General features: G+C 63.3%; 15 protein-coding genes. 11 read left to right on the forward strand and 4 right to left on the reverse strand.

Going from position 1 to position 16,793, the window contains the following annotated elements; all coding sequences use genetic code 11:
• The first annotated feature begins 2 nt into the window (after window positions 1-2).
• Both P0D84_RS08800 and P0D84_RS08805 read left to right on the forward strand, forming a co-directional pair.
• Window positions 3-608, forward strand: a complete 606-nt coding sequence (locus P0D84_RS08800) for a class I SAM-dependent methyltransferase (RefSeq protein ID WP_408334943.1) — start codon at window positions 3-5, stop codon at window positions 606-608.
• The gene (locus P0D84_RS08805) at window positions 605-1,258 is read left to right on the forward strand and encodes a glycosyltransferase family 2 protein (RefSeq protein ID WP_408334946.1); all 654 of its coding nucleotides are present in this window, start codon (window positions 605-607) and stop codon (window positions 1,256-1,258) included. The genes P0D84_RS08800 and P0D84_RS08805 overlap by 4 nt, the downstream gene beginning before the upstream one ends.
• A gap of 45 nt (window positions 1,259-1,303) precedes the next feature.
• On the opposite strand, the gene P0D84_RS08810 is transcribed toward P0D84_RS08805, so the two are convergent.
• Window positions 1,304-2,701, reverse strand: coding sequence for an MFS transporter (locus tag P0D84_RS08810; protein ID WP_408334949.1), 1,398 nt, complete (start codon window positions 2,699-2,701; stop codon window positions 1,304-1,306).
• 236 nt (window positions 2,702-2,937) lie between these two features.
• On the opposite strand from P0D84_RS08810, the gene P0D84_RS08815 reads away from it, so the two are divergent.
• Window positions 2,938-3,090 (forward strand): hypothetical protein, encoded by a 153-nt coding sequence (locus tag P0D84_RS08815; protein WP_408334952.1) that lies wholly within the window; start codon window positions 2,938-2,940, stop codon window positions 3,088-3,090.
• Between the two features lie 24 nt (window positions 3,091-3,114).
• Here the strand turns inward: P0D84_RS08815 and P0D84_RS08820 are convergent, their stop codons facing one another.
• Complete coding sequence (locus P0D84_RS08820; RefSeq protein ID WP_408334954.1) at window positions 3,115-3,657, reverse strand: PaaI family thioesterase; 543 nt, start codon at window positions 3,655-3,657, stop codon at window positions 3,115-3,117.
• 591 nt (window positions 3,658-4,248) lie between these two features.
• Here P0D84_RS08820 and mprF point away from each other — a divergent pair.
• The 8 genes from mprF (at window position 4,249) to P0D84_RS08860 (ending at window position 16,117) form a co-directional block, all read left to right on the forward strand.
• Window positions 4,249-6,801, forward strand: coding sequence for a bifunctional lysylphosphatidylglycerol flippase/synthetase MprF (mprF, locus tag P0D84_RS08825; protein ID WP_408339734.1), 2,553 nt, complete (start codon window positions 4,249-4,251; stop codon window positions 6,799-6,801).
• Window positions 6,798-8,063: a virulence factor family protein gene (locus P0D84_RS08830; protein WP_408334957.1), complete on the forward strand. Its 1,266-nt coding sequence runs from the start codon at window positions 6,798-6,800 to the stop codon at window positions 8,061-8,063. The genes mprF and P0D84_RS08830 overlap by 4 nt, the downstream gene beginning before the upstream one ends.
• Before the next feature lie 357 nt (window positions 8,064-8,420).
• Window positions 8,421-10,058, forward strand: coding sequence for an amino acid adenylation domain-containing protein (locus P0D84_RS08835; RefSeq protein WP_408334960.1), 1,638 nt, complete (start codon window positions 8,421-8,423; stop codon window positions 10,056-10,058).
• Between the two features lie 178 nt (window positions 10,059-10,236).
• Window positions 10,237-10,497, forward strand: a complete 261-nt coding sequence (locus P0D84_RS08840; RefSeq protein WP_408334963.1) for an acyl carrier protein — start codon at window positions 10,237-10,239, stop codon at window positions 10,495-10,497.
• 22 nt (window positions 10,498-10,519) lie between these two features.
• Entirely contained in the window at window positions 10,520-12,337 is a 1,818-nt protein-coding gene (locus P0D84_RS08845) for a serine aminopeptidase domain-containing protein (RefSeq protein WP_408334966.1), read from the forward strand.
• Window positions 12,338-12,588: 251 nt separating this feature from the next.
• Window positions 12,589-14,160 (forward strand): threonine ammonia-lyase, biosynthetic, encoded by a 1,572-nt coding sequence (ilvA, locus tag P0D84_RS08850; protein WP_408334969.1) that lies wholly within the window; start codon window positions 12,589-12,591, stop codon window positions 14,158-14,160.
• 330 nt (window positions 14,161-14,490) lie between these two features.
• A complete protein-coding gene (locus tag P0D84_RS08855; protein WP_408334972.1) occupies window positions 14,491-15,666 on the forward strand; it encodes a 4-hydroxybenzoate 3-monooxygenase in 1,176 nt (391 codons plus the stop codon).
• A 202-nt stretch (window positions 15,667-15,868) separates the two neighbouring features.
• A complete protein-coding gene (locus P0D84_RS08860) occupies window positions 15,869-16,117 on the forward strand; it encodes an OmpH/Skp family outer membrane protein (RefSeq protein ID WP_408334974.1) in 249 nt (82 codons plus the stop codon).
• Window positions 16,118-16,121: 4 nt separating this feature from the next.
• Here P0D84_RS08860 and P0D84_RS08865 read toward each other — a convergent pair whose 3' ends face one another.
• Entirely contained in the window at window positions 16,122-16,370 is a 249-nt protein-coding gene (locus P0D84_RS08865; RefSeq protein WP_408334977.1) for a hypothetical protein, read from the reverse strand.
• A gap of 80 nt (window positions 16,371-16,450) precedes the next feature.
• The gene (locus tag P0D84_RS08870) at window positions 16,451-16,792 is read right to left on the reverse strand and encodes a hypothetical protein (RefSeq protein WP_408334980.1); all 342 of its coding nucleotides are present in this window, start codon (window positions 16,790-16,792) and stop codon (window positions 16,451-16,453) included.
• Window position 16,793: the final 1 nt, after the last annotated feature.

Consider the following 16,793-nt stretch of genomic DNA (forward strand, 5'->3'; position numbering starts at 1 on the left):
ACATGTCCTCCCCAGCGATGTACTTCGATCAACTCTACAAAAGCAGCGACGATCCGTGGAATCTGCGTGAAGGCTGGTACGAACGCCGCAAGCGTTCGCTCACGCTTGCGCTGCTGCCGCGTCCGCGCTATCGCAACGCGTTCGAGCCGGGCTGCGCGAACGGCGAACTGACGGCCGAACTGGCAGCCCGCTGTGACGCGCTGCTCGCCGCCGATCTGCACGAAACAGCGGTACGTCTTGCGCGCGAAAGGGTTGCCGGGCTGCCGCAGGTTCGCGTCGAACAGCGCACGGTGCCGCGCCAATGGCCGGTTGACGCGGGACCGTTCGATCTGATCGTGATCAGCGAATTTGCCTATTACCTCGATTCAGCCGACCTCGAAACGCTGGCCGCGCGAATCGCCGCCTCGCTCACGACGGACGGCACGCTGCTCGCCTGCCACTGGCGCCGTCCGTTTGCCGAAGCGCTCGAATCCGCCGACACCGCCCACGCCTTGTTCGACGCGCGCTGCGGTCTGTCGCGTCTCGCGCATCACGACGAAGCCGATCTGTTGATCGACGTATGGTCGCGCGATGCGCGCTCGGTGGCACAACGCGAGGGGCTCCTATGATCGGCGTGATCGTTCCGGCGCATAACGAAGAGGCGTTGCTGGCGCCTTGTCTGGCCGCGTTGATCGAAGCCTCGCGGCATGCTGATCTAGCCCCTGAAACCGTGCGGATCGTCGTCGTGCTCGACGCCTGTAGCGATTTTTCCGGGGCGATCGCGCGTGCCTACGGTGTCGAGACATTGACGCTGAAGGCGCGCAATGTCGGCATCGCGCGTGCGACGGGCGCCGATTTGCTGCTGGCGGACGGCGCCCGCTGGCTTGCCTTCACCGATGCCGACAGCCGCGTGTCGCCGGGCTGGCTGGTCGCACAATTGTCGCTGGACGCGGACGCGGTGTGCGGCTCGATTGCCGTCGACGATTGGACCGCTCATCCGCACAGCGTGCGCGAATATTTTCGCAAGACCTATGTGGACGCGGATGGCCACCGTCATGTGCACGGCGCGAATCTCGGCGTCTCCGCCGAGGCGTATCGACTAGCCGGCGGCTTTCCACCGCTCACGTGCAGCGAAGACGTTGCGCTCGTCGACCGCCTGATCGCGACCGGTGCCCGCATTGCATGGAGTGCCGCGCCGCGCGTGATCACGAGCGCGCGTACCGCGACCCGCGCTCGCGGCGGTTTCGGCGATACGCTGGCCGCATGGGCGACGGGCTGATGCGAGCGGTGCCGGAAGCCCGCTCGAGATTGACAAGGCGAGCCTTTATCCCCGACCGCCTCGCGAGATTTCTTCACCGGCGCGATGCGGCATACGCAACGTGACCGGAATCGACGCAAACGAGCACAAGCCCACCACCAGAAACGCGGGCCAGAAATCCGACCACATGATGCCCGGATGGCCTTGCAGCACGCGCGAAATCTGCAGCACGATACCGCCCACCGTCACGCCCAGGCCGAGCGACATCTGTTGCACGACGCTGCCGAGACTCGTTGCGCGTCCCACGTCGCGGGTGGCGATTTCCGCGTAAGTCAGCGAGTTGAGACTGGTGAATTGCAGCGCCGGGAAGAAGCCGCCGAGCAACACAACGAACCAGATGATCCAGGTCGGCGTGCCAGGGAAAAATAGTCCGCACGCCGCGATCGAAATCCCCGACAGGGCCGCGTTCACCACCAGCACCGAACGGAAGCCGAAGCGGTGCAGCACGCGCGAGGCGACCGTGCGCATGAACATGCCGCCGAACGCGGACCCGCACGTGATCAGACCGGACTCGAACGCGCTCATGCCGTGTCCCTCCTGCAACATCAGCGGCAGCAGAAACGGCAACGCGCCGAGACCGATACGAAACAGCGAGCCGCCGAGCACGCTCGCCTGAAACGTCGGCACTTTGAAGAAGCGCAGATCGAGCAGCGGGAGTTCGACGCGTTGGGCGTACGCGACATAGCCCGCGAGCAGCACGGCGCCGCTTGCGCACATGCCGAACGCGTCCTGATTCGAAATGAGCTCACCGCCGACCAGTGACAATCCGAGCAGCAGCAACACCGCGCCGGCCGCCGACAGAAAAAAGCCGATCCAGTCGAGCGGCCCCGGGTCGGGCTCGCGTGTGTTGGCGATGTGCCGGTTGGTCAGATAGATACCGAGAATGCCGATCGGCACGTTGATGAAAAAAATCAGACGCCAGTGCAGATAGGTGGTGATGAAGCCGCCAAGCAGCGGGCCGGCGGCCGGTCCGAGCATCGCGGGTACGCTCAGATAGTTCATCGCGCGGATGAAGTCCGCTTTTTCGACCACCCGGAAGATGATGATCCGCCCGACCGGCACCATCATCGCGCCGCCCACGCCTTGCACGAAACGGGCGAGGGTAAAGGTAGCCAGTGAATTCGACGCGGCGCATAAGAGCGAGCCGGTCACGAAGATGCCGATCGCCGTGCGGAAAACCGTGCGTGCGCCGAAGCGGTCCGCGAGCCAGCCGCATACGGGGATAAAGACGCCGAGACCCAGCACGTAGCTCGTCACCGCGATTTTCAGCGTGACCGGATCGCGTCCGAAATCGCGCGCCATGGCGGGCAAGGCGGTGACGATCACGTTGGCATCGACGCTTTCCATGAACATCGCGCAGGCGACGATGAGGGGGGCAACCAGGGCTTTCTGGACGACAGTCATGAGGGGCGGGAGCAGTCCGCGGCGAATGGTCGCAGGCAAAGGGGGCATTATTGCACCTGTACGGTGCGGATGGTTAATAGTGCAGCGCGCGATGCCGCCCCTTTTTGAGATTTCGTAGGTCGCGCCTGTGGCCGTGACACAACATGTCGGCGGATTATCGATATTTGTTGCAGTGCGGCGGGAGACGACTATAATCGGGTTATTCCCTAGGTACAAACCCTATACAGGAGTCTGTCATGAACACCGCATCCAACGTCGCTACCACCCGCACCGCACCCGCCGCTAACACCACGTGGCTGGGCAAGGTCCGCGCGCTGGCTTTGCACGCGCTGAACCTGCATCTGCAAAACTGCGCTGTGCTTGCTGAAGCGCACCGCCGCCCGCAGTAAGCGTTTCCGTATCGGCCGTATTCTTTAGCGGCCCGGAATCTCGAATACCAGACAGGTCGTCGTGGCATGCGCGTAGAGCGTGCCGTCGGGGCCGACAAGGCGAGCTTCCGCCGTCGCCAGCTGCCGTCCGCAGTGGATCACCTTGCCTTCGGCGCGCACGCGCTGCACGCGCGGCGTCACCGCTTTCACGTAATTCACGCTTAGCTCGGCGGTGGTGTAGCCGCGGCCTGCCGGCATCATCGTGTGTACCGAGCAGCCTAGCGCGGAATCGAGCAAGGTAGCGATCCAGCCGCCATGCACTGTGCCCAGTGGATTCAGATGCTGGGCGAGCGGCGTGCCCTGAAACACCGCGTGCCCCGCACTGACTTCGACGATGGTGAAGTCGAGTGTGCGGGCGATCGCGGCGTAGGGCAGTTCCGCGTTCATCATCGCCTGCATCACTTCCAGGCCAGTCTTGCCCGCCACCTGTTCGGGGCTGGCGACACCGGGGCCCGGCCCGGCGTTCAGTGCCGCCAATACTTCCTGCTCGCGCGCGAGCCAGCGCTCGAGTTGGTTTTCGTTCGTCAATCTGTGTCTCCTGTCCTGAGGGAAGCGTGTTTCGACATCGATGCGTCGTCATCGATTAGAGCATCAAACCGCTTCTGGGCGCCTGGAGGCGGCCTCTGGACCGCCGGCACGCGAGTGCCGACTCGCTCACAATAAGGCTCGGATTGCCGCGCGTTACTTGCGGATATGCGACGCGTCCTGCCGCGGTACCTTGGTCGCTTGCGCGGACAACGCGCTCATCAGAAGCGCGGTCGACACCAGTCCGATCAAATATCTTCCTCTCGCGATCTGCAATAAGCGTTTAGACTTCGGCCCCCTGTCGAGCGCAGCAGTCCGCACGCAGCACAACAGTCCAATCGGCAATATCGACCGTTTAATCCACGCGGATTGCTCTGTCACGCCGCGAAGCGCATTAGCTTCAATGGCGGTCCAGGTTAAAACCCGATGAATTGACTAACACTGTCAACCTTTTCCACCTACTGCCGTTATCTATTCGTAATCGCTGATGTAAGGCGATGCCGTGGCAGACGATCCGTCGCCGCGACAGCTCCCGCAAGGCCCGCATTGACCATGTTCCACCGATACAACAATAAATTCGACCGGCCAGGCGCGATGTTCGACCGTGTATCGAAAGCGCTTGGTAAACGGAGCATCCTCTCGCCCGTGCTCGCACTCGTCATTTGCGGGTTGCTGCTGGTCGTCTTGCAACATCTCTCGCAAGCGGTCGACTATCGCTCGGTCATCGGCCAACTGCGGCACCTGACGGCGGGCGAGTGGACCGCGGCGCTCGGTGCGACCGCGCTCAGCTATATCGCGCTGGTCGGCCGCGACGCAGTCGGCTTGCGCTATCTGGGCGCCGCGGTGCCGCGCGCGGCGCTATGGATCGGCGCGACCGCAGGCTCCGCCCTCGGCAACGCGACCGGCTTCGGCGCGTTGACAGGCGGCGCCGTGCGCGCGCGCGTCTATGGCGTGTCGAACGTCACGCCCGCACAGATCGGCCGCATGACCGTGTTCACGAGCGTTTCGCTGGCGCTCGCGCTGGTGCTGATGACGGCCCTCGGCATGGTGTGCCTTGCCGATCCGCTCGCGGCGCTGCTGCATCTGCCGCCGCTCACATTGCGTTGGTGCGGAGCCGCCTTGCTTATCGTGCTCGGACTTGTAGCTGCCGCCTGCCACCGCGACACCCGCCCGATCCGCACGCGCTGGGAATGGCTTTCGCTCGACATTCCGGCGCGCCGCGACCTGCTCGCGCAAGTGGCCCTCGCCGTACTCGACGTGGTGGCCGCGGGCCTCGCGTTGTGGGCGCTGCTGCCGCATGCGGACGTCAGCTTCGTGACCTTCATCACGGTCTATGCCGCCGCCATGCTGCTCGGCATGATCGGCCACACGCCCGGCGGTGTCGGCGTGTTCGAAGCGGCCATGGTGTTCACGCTGAACGGCAGTGTGCAAACGCATCAGATGCTTGCGGCGCTGCTCGCATATCGCGCGATTTACTTTGGTGTCCCGTTGATCGTCTCGGCGGCGCTGCTTGCCGGCTTCGAAGGCCGCGCGTTGAAAAGCCGTTTGCCGCTGCGGCACGCGGCAGGTGCCTATAAACTCGCGCCGCTGTTTCTGAGCCTCGTGACTTTCGTGGTCGGCGGCATGCTGGTGATTTCGAGCGCGACGCCCGCATTCTGGCAACGCATTCTGATTTTGCGCGACGTGCTGCCGCTGTGGGTGCTCGAAAGCTCGCAGATGTTGTGCAGCGTGCTCGGTGTGCTGCTGTTGTTCGTCGCGCGCGGTTTGCTGCGGCGTCTGGATGCGGCGTGGTGGATGACCTTGCTACTGGCGGTGCTGAGCCTCGCGCTGTCGCTGACCAAAGGTCTTGCCTTCGTGGAAGCGGGCGTGCTCGGCATGCTGATTGCGCTGCTGCTGTCCACGCGCCGCCGTTTCAACCGTCATTCGTCGCTGTTTGCCGAGCGTTTTACGGCGGGCTGGCTGGTCTCGGTGGCGATGGTTCTCGCGCTCGCCGTCTGGGTCATGCTGTTTGCGTTCCGCGACGTGCCGTACACGCGCGACCTGTGGTGGCAATTCGCGTTCGACGAACGCGCACCGCGTGCATTGCGCGCGACGCTGGCCGCGAGCCTGTTCGCGGCGATTTTCGCGTTCTGGCAGTTGCTGCGCCCCGCGGCGGGCCGCTTCGTGATCCCCCCTCCGCAAGATTTGCAAGACGCGGCGCGTATCGTGCGCGCGCAGGAGCGCAGCGACGCCGGTCTCGCGCTGATGGGCGACAAGAGCTTCCTCTTTTCCGAGTCGCGCGAGGCCTTCCTGATGTATGCGAAAAATGGCCGCACATGGGCTGCGCTGCATGATCCGGTCGGTCCGCGCGAAGAATGGGCCGGCCTGATCAGCAAGTTCGTCGCGCTTGCGCATGCGCACGGCGGTCGCGCCGCGTTCTATCAGGTGCGCGCCAATGCCTTGCCGCTCTATCTCGACGCCGGCCTCACGCTGATGAAGCTTGGCGAGGAAGCCCATGTCGTGCTCGACGATTTCGATCTGAAGGGCCCGCATCGCGCGCATCTTCGCTATGCGTTGAAGCGTGGCGAGCGTGACGGCTTTACCGTCGAAGTGATCGATCAGGCCGCTGTGCCGGCCTCGCTCGAAACGCTGCGTGAGATTTCCGACGGCTGGCTCAACAGCCGCGATGCGCGCGAAAAGAGCTTCTCGGTGGCCGCGTTTACCGACGAGTATCTCGCCGCGCAATCCGTAATGCTGGTGCGCCAGAACGGCGCGCCGGCCGCTTTCGTGACCTTCATGACGACCGATATGAACACCGAGGCAACGGTCGGTGTGATGCGGCACGTGGAAAGTGCGTCGCCGTATGCGATGGAATATCTGTTCACCCAACTCGCGCTGCATCTGAAGCAGGCGGGTTTTCGCTCGCTCAGTCTGGGCATCGCGCCGCTCTCCGGCATGCAGCCGACGCCGCTCGCGTCGCGCTGGCATCGGCTGGCGGGGATCGTGTGGCGCTTCGGCGGCCGCTTCTATAACTTCCGCGGACTGCGCGCTTTCAAGAGCAAGTTCCAGCCGCATTGGGAGCCGCGCTATCTCGCGGCGTCGGGTTCGATGGGCGTGTTCTTCACGCTCGCGGACCTGTCATTGCTGGCGGGAGGCCGGCGTTCATGACATTGCATCCGCTTTACAAGCTCGCCGTCGCGGCGAGCCTCGTGCTTGGCAGCGCCGCTGCTTTTGCCACGACCACTACCGTATCGGGCGGCCGTTATGGCGACGTGACGGTGACGCAACCCGCCGGCCCGTTGCGCGGCTTTGTGGTGCTTTACTCGGGGGCTGCCGGCTGGAGCGCGGCCGATCAGCAAACCGCCGATGCGCTCGCCAAGGCAGGCGCGTTGACCGTCGGCGTGGATACGGCGCGCTATGCGGCCAATCTGGGCGCGAAAAAAGAAGCCTGCCATCAACTGGTGGGCGATGCTGAAGCCTTGAGCCATCAACTCGAACGGCAATCGCAATCGAGCCGCTATTTCGCACCGATCGTCGCGGGTACGGGCCAGGGCGCGACGCTCGCGATGCATGTGCTCGAACAGGCGCCGTCGAATACGGTGGCCGGCGCGGTCTCGGTGGATGCCGAGCGCAATCTGGATGCGCGCTTTCAACCGTGCCCGCCGGACCCGACGATCATCCGCGACAAGGTGCCGGGCTTCGTGGAAAAGGCGACGCCCGGCAACGGCGATCGCGCGCGGCTCGTTGCGATGGTCACGCCGCATTTGCAGACGGCATCGACAAACGATGACGATGTCTCCGATCTGCCGCTGATCGAATTGCCGGCGGCGCATCCGAACGGCCTGATGGCAATCGTGATTTCCGGCGACGGTGGCTGGCGCGACCTTGACAAGACTATCTCGCTCGCGTTGCAGAAAGACGGCGTCTCGGTGATCGGCATCGACAGTCTGCGTTATTTCTGGAGCGAAAAGACCCCGGCGCAGACGAGCCACGATCTCGCTCGCGTGATGCAGACCTACGGCGCACGCTGGCATGCGGAGCACATTGCGCTCGTCGGCTATTCGTTCGGCGCCGACGTGATGCCGTTCGCCTATAACCGTTTGCCTGAAGCGCTGCGCGCGAAAGTGTCGCTGATTGCGCTGCTCGGCTTCGCGCCTGACGCCGATTTCCAGATTCGTGTGGGCGGCTGGCTTGGCATGCCGGCGAGCGATAAGGCCTTGAAGGTGCAGCCGGAATTGACGCGCGTGCCGCCCGCGCTCGTGCAGTGTTTCTACGGTGAGAACGAGAAAGACACCTTGTGTCCGGCGCTCACCAGGAGCGGCATCACGGTGATTCGCACGTCGGGCGATCATCACTTCGGTGGCGACTACAACGCGCTGGAGCAACGCATTCTCGGCGCTTTCAGGAAGGCAAGCGGCGTGCATGATTGATACGCCGCATGGCGTGTGACGCGAAGGGCCACATCATCCCGCGCGCGGCGGGCGGGCCGGAGTCTGTTCATTCGTCTGTTGAGAGTGGTATCGCACATATATCGGTCTCCTTGGCCTCTATGATTCTTACGAAGACCTGACGACAATCTCCTCATACGTTTTGTGTGTTGAGGCGGTTTTGCTGGCGTGTCGTCCGTGAATCTCTCTTGTGAAATTTTCCTGCGATAACGCAGCGCGTCGCTGGGCAGCTTTTGCTGCCTGGTCGTGTGCTCCCGGCATGACTGGCAACTGCTCGCGCGCCCGCTTGGGGCTCGCCGATGCGAGTCCGGTGCGATGCCCCATGGACCGAGGCCGTGAATGCTGGATTCCTTCTTCTTCGAAACTGCCGCGAGCGAGCCGGATAGTCCCGCGCTGTGGGTCGATGAACGACTGTATTGCTATGACGAGATCGCCTCGCGGGCGCGCCGGATCGCCGCCGGGATAACGGCCGCAATGCCGCCCGGCCAGCTCGGGCGCTGTCTCCTGTTCGCGCATCGCAGCAAGGCCGCCTATGTGGGGCTGCTGGGGATTCTCAAGGCCGGCTTCGCCTATGTGCCGCTCAATCCGCTCGTACCCGCCGCGCGCATCGCCGCCGTGATCGAGCAGTCGGGCGCGCCGCTGTTGCTGGTCGATCGGCAGTGTGCCGCGTTGCTCGACGAAGTGCTGGCGTTGCTTGATGACTGTCCGCGGATTCTGCTGCTCGATGATGACGATGGGGAGCGCGCAGGAGACGATCGGGGCGCTCAAGACACTCGAGAGATGAACGCCACGCGCACTGCTTCAGCCTTCGGCGACGGCTTGAAGAGACTGCCTTCCGAGCCAGGGGTGACAGAATCCGCCATATCCCGTGCACCGCACGATCTCGCTTACATCCTCTTCACGTCGGGTTCGACCGGTGCGCCCAAAGGCGTGCCGATCTCGCACGCGAACGCTACCGCCTACGTGGCGGGGCAACTGCACACGCTAGGCAGGCTGCCTGGTGCGCGCTATGCGCAATTGTGCGAGCTCACTTTCGATCCGTCGGTACATGACATGTTCGTGTGCTGGGCAAACGGCGGTTGCCTGTATGTACCGAAGACCGTCGAGCCGATCTACAACGCGGCCTTCATCAAGCAGCACGCGATCACGCATTGGAGCAGCGTGCCCTCGGTAGCCGGTTTCATGCAGCAGTTTCGCAAACTGGGGCAGAACGAATTTCCGAGCCTGCGCGTGACGATCTTCGGCGGCGAGCCGTTGCCGCGTTTGCTGGTCCAGGCGTGGCGGCGCGCTGCGCCGAACAGCCGGGTGCTGAACATGTACGGGCCGACCGAAACCACGGTGGCCTGCGCGGCGTTCGAAGTCACGGCGGAATTTCTCGACGATCCACAGCATGCGGTCATGCCGCTCGGCGGCGCATTGCCGGGAATGGAACTGCTGATCGTCGACGCCGCGTTAAGGCCGGTCGTGCCCGGCGCAAGCGGCGAACTGCTGATCGGCGGCCCCCAGGTGGCCGCGGGCTATCTGTCGGCGGACGAACCCGGCAATCGCCGCTTCGTTGCGGCGACGTATCCAGGCTACAGCGCGTCGCGCTGGTACCGAAGCTCGGATGCCGCGCGCGAAGCAGCCGGGCAGGGCATCGTGTTTCAAGGGCGGCTGGACACGCAGGTCAAAATTCGCGGCAACAGGATCGAGCTCGAAGAGGTCGAACACGTCGTCCGGATATGCAGCCACACGGCGCTCTGCGCGGTGCTCGCCTGGCCCGTCGACGAAGCGGGCCAGGCTTGCGGCCTGATTGCCTTCGTGACGAACGCACAGGGCAGCGCTGTGCAGATTCTGCAGGCATGCCGTCAGCGGCTGCCCGCGTACGCCGTGCCGCAACGGATCGTGACGCTCGACGTGTTGCCACTCAACGTGAACGGCAAGATTGACAGGAAGGCGCTCGCCGAACGCTGTGCAAGCGGCGACGTGGTCACCTGACAGGCCGCACGACACTATGCTTCGGATGGCTTAAGAGTTTATCGAGGCGCTGAAAAAGTTTTCGAAGTAGGGACTATTCGAAATCGGGCCAAGTACAAGCTGAGTACAAGCGGTACATCCTTGCATGTTCTCGATGCATCGATGTCTTGCGTAAAAATTCAGGTATCGGGGGTATCAAATGAAAGATCATGTGCGCAGCATTCTTCGGGAGACCGCCTGTCTCGACGTGCCGGTCGACACGCTCGGCGACCACGACGATCTCTACGCGGCGGGGCTATCGTCGCTTGGCTCGGTCCGCGTGATGATGGCCATCGAAGAGAACTTCGTTATCGAAATTCCAGGCGTGCTGATTACGCACGATCTGTTTCGGAGCATCGATTCGCTCGCAAACACGATTGCGCGAATCGTGCCGGAAGAGTCGCTCGCGTCGCGAACTTGACGTGGCGCCGCCGCGACCGATCATGACGAACCTTCCTACCATGAGACCGGTAAGCTTCGACGGCTGTCTGGGATGGCTGCACCGGCCGTCGGGCGCTCAGTCCGCAATGGGGGTGGTGCTGTGCAACCCGTTCGGCTACGAGGCGCTGTGCATTCATCGCGGCTGGCGTGAGTTCGCCGAGGCGCTCGCCGTGCGCGGCATGCCTGCCCTGCGCTTCGACTATCCCGGCACCGGCGACTCGAGCGGCAGCGAAGAAGATCCGCAGCGCCTGCGCGCATGGCTCGACAGCATCAAGGCGGCCGCGGCGTGGCTGCGTGCCGAAACCGGTGTGACGCGCCTGAGTTTCTGCGGACTGCGTCTCGGCGCCACACTCGCGGCGCTGGCCGCCGAAGAGCTCGGCGGTGTCGAAAATCTCGTGCTGCTGGCGCCGGTGAGTTCGGGCAAGAGCTACATCCGTGAGCTGGAGATGCAGCATCAAAGCTGGCTCAGTGCGCAAATCGGACTTGAAAGCAGCGCCGACGCCGAGGCGGGACGCACGGTCGGCGCACACGGATTCCGCCTCTATCCCGACGCGCTCGAGTCTCTCGCGCACGTCGATCTCGAACAGCGTACGCAACGTCCTGCGCGGCGCGTGCTGGTGCAGGACCTGGCTGAGAGCGCGCGGCTGAAACGCCTGGTCGCGCGTTATCAGGCTCAGGGCGCGCAGGCGGATCTGCAGGTGTTCAGCGAATACGGCAAGTTCCTGCTTGATCCTCGCTACAGCATGCCGCCGCGCCACGGCTTCGACAGCGTGCTGGAATGGCTGGGCGCAAGCGCGCTCAGCGCGGGTGAGCCCGCAGCGGCGATAGTCGATCCGGGCGGAGCCGCGCGGATCGATTTCGCGGACGGCTGCGAAACGCCCGTGGTGTTCGGCGGCGGCCGCTATGTCGGCATATTCTGCCAACCGCGGCGCGCGCTCGACGGTGCGCCTGCTGTGTTGTTCGTCAACACGGGCGGCGTACACCGGGTTGGCGATAGCCGGATTGCGGTGCTGATGGCGCGGCGCCTCGCGGCACTTGGGATCGCGTCGTTGCGGATGGACCTCGGCGGCCTCGGCGATAGCGTTCGCCGTGACGACTCGCTCACGCTCGATGTGGTGTACGCCCGGCACGCGGTGACGGACGCCAAAGCCGGGGTCGATTGTCTCGCGGCGGCGGGCCATCCGAAGACCGTCATGTTCGGCGTATGCACGGGCGCTTATGTGAGCATGCATACGGCGCTCGCGCATGCTGGCGTGATTGGCTGCGCGTTAGTCAATCTGCCGTTTTTCGAGTGGGGCGGCGCACGAGCCAGGCTCAGTACCCGGCACGTTGCGTCGAGCGGCGTTTATCGGCTTTCCATGCGCAATCCGCGCAAGTGGCTGCGCCTGCTCACCGGTCGCGCGCACGGCCGCGCCATCGTGACCGAACTCGCGCGACGTCTCTGCGCGCGCATCAGCGTGCGTGTCAGTACCGCGATCGAACATCTGCTCGGCCGGCCGATGGCGGGTGGCGCGATCCGCAGACTGGCGCTGGAGTTGGAGCGCAAGGGCGTACAAACCGCATTGATGTATGGCCCACTCGACGAGGGGCTGGACGAACTGGCGATTCATTTTGGACCGAACGGCAGCCAGCTTGCCAAGCTGAAGAACGTCAACGCGAAAGTGGTCGGCAAGGTCGACCATGCGCTTTTTTCGCATGCTGCGCGCGATGCGGTAATGGCGCAGTTCGATCTGTTTTTGCGCGAAAGAGTGCTCGGTGCGCGACCTGACGCTGTTGCGTCGAAGTCCGGGTTGCGCGTCGCGCAGGCGCGGCGGTCTTGAGTGTTCGTACTGTTTGCGGCGCGCGAACAGGGATTGACAAAGCCCGTCAAGTCAACGAAGATCGAACGTATGAACTGCCTCGACATCCGTATTGCGCTGATTATTAGCACCATTCATCGAATGGTGGGTTAGCGCGCGTCTGATAGCAGTGACATCAACCCGCCCCACGAGGCGGGTTTTTTTATGTCCGCTTTCTGCCTGCCTCCTGGTGACTTCTTTGTTGACTTGACCTTGCCGCACAGGAGTTTGCCTTGCCGTTACATGAACTCAAACGGGCGGCCGTCGCCGCCGATAGCGTGGCATTGCGCCACGACTATCTGAAGAAAACCCTGACCGCGCGCGTCTACGACGTGGCCCGCGAGACCGAACTCGAACGCGCGCCGAATCTGTCGGCACGGCTGCGCAATCCGGTTTATCTGAAGCGCGAGGACAACCAGCCGGTGTTCTCGTTCAAGGTGCGCGGCGCGTACAACAAGATGGCGCATATTCCGGCGGATGCGCTGGAACGCGGTGTCATTACCGCGTCCGCGGGCAATCATGCACAGGGTGTGGCGCTCTCGGCGGCACGCATGGGCGTGAAGGCGATCATCGTTGTGCCGGTCACCACGCCGCAGGTAAAAGTCGACGCGGTGCGCGCGCATGGCGGCGCGACGGTCGAAGTCGTGCAGTTCGGCGAGTCCTACAGCGATGCATACGGGCACGCGGTCAAGCTGCAGGAAGAGCGTGGGCTGACCTTCGTCCATCCGTTCGACGATCCCTACGTGATCGCCGGCCAGGGCACGGTCGCGATGGAAATTCTGAGCCAGCATCAAGGCCCGATCCACGCGATCTTCGTGCCGATCGGCGGCGGTGGCCTGGCCGCGGGTGTGGCCGCGTATGTGAAATCGGTGCGTCCGGAGATCAGGGTGATCGGCGTGCAGACCGATGACTCGTGTGCGATGGCCGCCTCGCTGAAAGCCGGCGAACGGGTGACGTTAAATGAAGTCGGCCTGTTCTCGGACGGCACGGCGGTGAAGCTCGTCGGTGAAGAAACCTTCCGCCTGTGCAGCGAATATCTCGACGACGTATTGCTCGTGAATACCGATGCTTTATGCGCGGCGATCAAGGACGTGTTTCAGGACACCCGCAGCGTGCTTGAACCCGCCGGCGCGCTGGCGGTGGCAGGCGCCAAGCAGTATGCCGAGCGCGAAGGTCTCGAGGACCAGACGCTGATCGCGATCACGTCCGGCGCAAACATGAATTTCGACCGCATGCGTTTCGTGGCCGAGCGCGCGGAAGTCGGTGAAGCACGTGAGGCGGTGTTCGCGGTGACGATCCCCGAAGAGCGCGGCAGCTTCCGTCGTTTCTGCGAACTGGTGGGCACGCGCAGTGTCACTGAATTCAACTACCGCATTGCGGACGCGAATTCAGCGCATATCTTTGTGGGCGTGCAGATCAGGAACCGCAGCGAATCGGCGCAGATCGCAGGCGTGTTTGAAGCGCACGGTTTTGCCACCGTTGATCTGACGTTCGATGAACTGTCGAAGCAGCACATCCGTTATATGGTCGGCGGCCGCTCGCCCTTGGCTCACGACGAACGTCTGTTCCGCTTCGAGTTTCCGGAGCGGCCGGGCGCACTGATGAAGTTTTTATCGTCGATGGCGCCGAACTGGAATATCAGCCTGTTCCACTACCGCAACCAGGGCGCGGACTACAGTTCGATTCTGGTCGGCATCCAGGTGCCGGAGAGCGAGAACAGCGAATTCGAACGCTTTCTGACGACGCTTGGTTATCCGCACTGGGAAGAGACCAGGAATCCTGTTTATCGCCTGTTCCTCGCGTAGAAACGGTCGGCGCAGTCAGGCCGCCGCGAGGTCCGGAGATGCGAGGTACGCAGCGCAACGCCGCTACGAACACGGCACCAAAGCGGCGAAAAGTGTTCGGGGTTTACCTTAAGCACATGCAAGGCGATATGAACGGGCCGCTACCCGTCGAATCGCTGCAAACGCTGTCTGGGCGCCGTTAGATCTCGTTCGTGCTCAGCAGCGTCGTTCAATCGGGTCCGCACGTTATCTCAAAACTGGATACAGCCTATCCACCATATCGCGTTGCGCGATACGGCGCATGATTGTCAAACTGCGTGCATATCAAACACCGCATTCAGGAGACAACTCATGCGCACCCAAGTTGGCATCATCGGCGCCGGGCCTGCGGGCCTGCTTCTTTCCCATCTTCTTCACTTGCGCGGCATCGACTCCGTCGTGCTCGAATCGCGTACTCGCGAACAGATCGAATCCACCATCCGCGCCGGTGTGCTCGAACAGGGCACGATGGACCTGCTCACCGAAGCCGGCGTCGGCGCGCGCATGAAGGCCGAGGGCGCGCTGCATCACGGCTTTGAACTGGCGTTCGAAGGCAAGCGGCGGCGCATCGATCTGACGGGTCTCACCGGCCATTCGATCACGGTGTACGCGCAGCACGAAGTCATCAAAGACCTGGTTGCCGCGCGCGTGGCGGCCGACGGGGCACTGCGTTTCGGCGTGACGGAGACGTCGCTGCACGGTATCGATACCGTGCAGCCTTCGATCCGCTATCGCCACGAAGGCGAAGCATGCGAACTGCAATGCGACTTCGTGATTGGCTGTGACGGCTCGCAAGGCGTATCGCGTGCGTCGATTCCGCGGGCTTTGCGCAAGGACTTCGAACGCGTCTATCCGTTCGGCTGGTTCGGCATTCTGTGCGAAGGACCGCCCTCGTCGGATGAACTGATCTACGCGCGGCACGAGCGCGGTTTCGCACTGGTCAGCACCCGCTCGCAGAACGTGCAGCGCATGTATTTCCAATGCGATCCCAAGGAATCCGTCGACAACTGGTCCGACGATCGAATCTGGGCTGAGCTGCACGCACGCGTCGATTCGCACGACGGCCAGAAAATCGTCGACGGCAAGATTTTCCAGAAGAACATTGTCGGCATGCGCAGTTTCGTGTCGGCCACCATGCAGCATGGTCGGCTCTTCCTCGCCGGCGACGCCGCGCATATCGTGCCGCCCACCGGTGCGAAGGGGATGAACCTCGCGGTCGCCGACGTGCGCGTGTTGACCCAGGCGCTGAGCGCGTTCTACGTCGAAAATCGCACCGATCTGCTCGACGGTTACAGTGAAACCGCGCTCAAACGCATCTGGCGCGCGGAACATTTCTCGTACTGGATGACAAGCATGATGCACCGCATTGAAGGCGCCTCGCCGTTCGAGCAGCAACTGCAAATAGCCGAGCTCGAATATGTGACCACGTCGCGTGCGGCAGCTACCGCGATGGCGGAGAACTATGTAGGCGTCGCGGTCGCGCAATAATCCGCGCGTGGCGCCGCGGCGCGCGGTGCCCCAGCTCGCATCGGCGAACTTGATGGGTGAGGATTCACCATTGTCGTGTCAACGGAAACAGTGAATTCAGGAATGTAGGATTTATCCGCGCCTGGTCCACCCCTAGACTCTCTTTTACCGTACTACGCGTTACATCCGCGGCGCGTAAAAGACAATCTCTAGAGGTGGTTTCATGAAATCGCTCATCAACGCTGTTGCTATTGCCGTTGTTCTCGGCGCGCCGATCGCCTCGTTTGCTCAATCGAATCAGGCGGTCCCGCAAAATGCACAGGATACGCAAGCGCAAGTTTCCGCGCAGCAGGGCGCGCGTCAGACCGATACCAGCGGTTACGGTTCTGCCAGTCGCGGCACATGGCAAGCCGGCTACGGCAGCGATACGACGGTAAGCTCCTATTCGCCGCCGATCCACAACGTACGTTAAGCGGTCATGGCGCGCGCAACAGGGTCATCTCATTGCGCAATAAGGCCTGAAGATCCTCGTCGCTAGGCCGCGTGCCCCAGTGCCGCGCGCCGGCGACCGACGCAATCGCGATCCACGAATGAGGTGGAAACCATTCGCGAAGCACGGCGCCGTCCTGACGCAAACACAATTGGCCGGTCTGTTCGCTGTATTCGGCGGAGATGATTGTGCCGTCGATTTGCGCCGTTACTCGCCGTGGATCGCTGCGTACCAAATCGTCGCTCCTGCAAAAGGTGTGGCGCGAATGCGTATGCGGGCCGGCGGCCTGATGACGCCGCCACGGCCCATGCGTCATTAGTGGTAGTCGCGGCCGTGATCGTCGCCATGGCCGTGCCAATCGCCATGCGGGCCATCGCGATAACCGCGCGCATCATGCCATTCGCGCTCGTGATGGCGGCCTTCCCACTCGCGTCGTTCCCAGTAGCGGTGACCGTCGTAATAGCGGTCGCCGTGCCAGCCAGGACTCACCACCACCACGGGCGGCGCGGGAGCATAGACCGGCGCGGGCGCGTAGGCCACGCCCGGCACGCCGATATTCACGCCTACATCGACGTGCGCCAGCGCGACAGAAGATACCCCGATCCCCAGACCCGCAACGATTGCCATGGACAGCCAGCGGCTTCGTGAATTGTTCATG

Source organism: Paraburkholderia sp. RL17-337-BIB-A, assembly GCF_046025895.1.
Classification (GTDB): Bacteria; Pseudomonadota; Gammaproteobacteria; order Burkholderiales; family Burkholderiaceae; genus Paraburkholderia; species Paraburkholderia fungorum_C.

Bases quoted from the DNA above. Each gene is read 5' to 3' on its own strand.
- P0D84_RS08830 (WP_408334957.1), top strand. From the start codon at position 6,798: ATGACATTGCATCCGCTTTACAAGCTCGCCGTCGCGGCGAGCCTCGTG.
- P0D84_RS08800 (WP_408334943.1), top strand. From the start codon at position 3: ATGTCCTCCCCAGCGATGTACTTCGATCAACTCTACAAAAGCAGCGAC.
- mprF (WP_408339734.1), top strand. From the start codon at position 4,249: ATGTTCGACCGTGTATCGAAAGCGCTTGGTAAACGGAGCATCCTCTCG.
- P0D84_RS08840 (WP_408334963.1), top strand. From the start codon at position 10,237: ATGAAAGATCATGTGCGCAGCATTCTTCGGGAGACCGCCTGTCTCGAC.
- P0D84_RS08810 (WP_408334949.1), bottom strand. From the start codon at position 2,701: ATGACTGTCGTCCAGAAAGCCCTGGTTGCCCCCCTCATCGTCGCCTGC.
- P0D84_RS08835 (WP_408334960.1), top strand. From the start codon at position 8,421: ATGCTGGATTCCTTCTTCTTCGAAACTGCCGCGAGCGAGCCGGATAGT.
- P0D84_RS08845 (WP_408334966.1), top strand. From the start codon at position 10,520: ATGACGAACCTTCCTACCATGAGACCGGTAAGCTTCGACGGCTGTCTG.
- P0D84_RS08815 (WP_408334952.1), top strand. From the start codon at position 2,938: ATGAACACCGCATCCAACGTCGCTACCACCCGCACCGCACCCGCCGCT.
- P0D84_RS08805 (WP_408334946.1), top strand. From the start codon at position 605: ATGATCGGCGTGATCGTTCCGGCGCATAACGAAGAGGCGTTGCTGGCG.
- P0D84_RS08855 (WP_408334972.1), top strand. From the start codon at position 14,491: ATGCGCACCCAAGTTGGCATCATCGGCGCCGGGCCTGCGGGCCTGCTT.
- P0D84_RS08860 (WP_408334974.1), top strand. From the start codon at position 15,869: ATGAAATCGCTCATCAACGCTGTTGCTATTGCCGTTGTTCTCGGCGCG.
- P0D84_RS08870 (WP_408334980.1), bottom strand. From the start codon at position 16,792: ATGAACAATTCACGAAGCCGCTGGCTGTCCATGGCAATCGTTGCGGGT.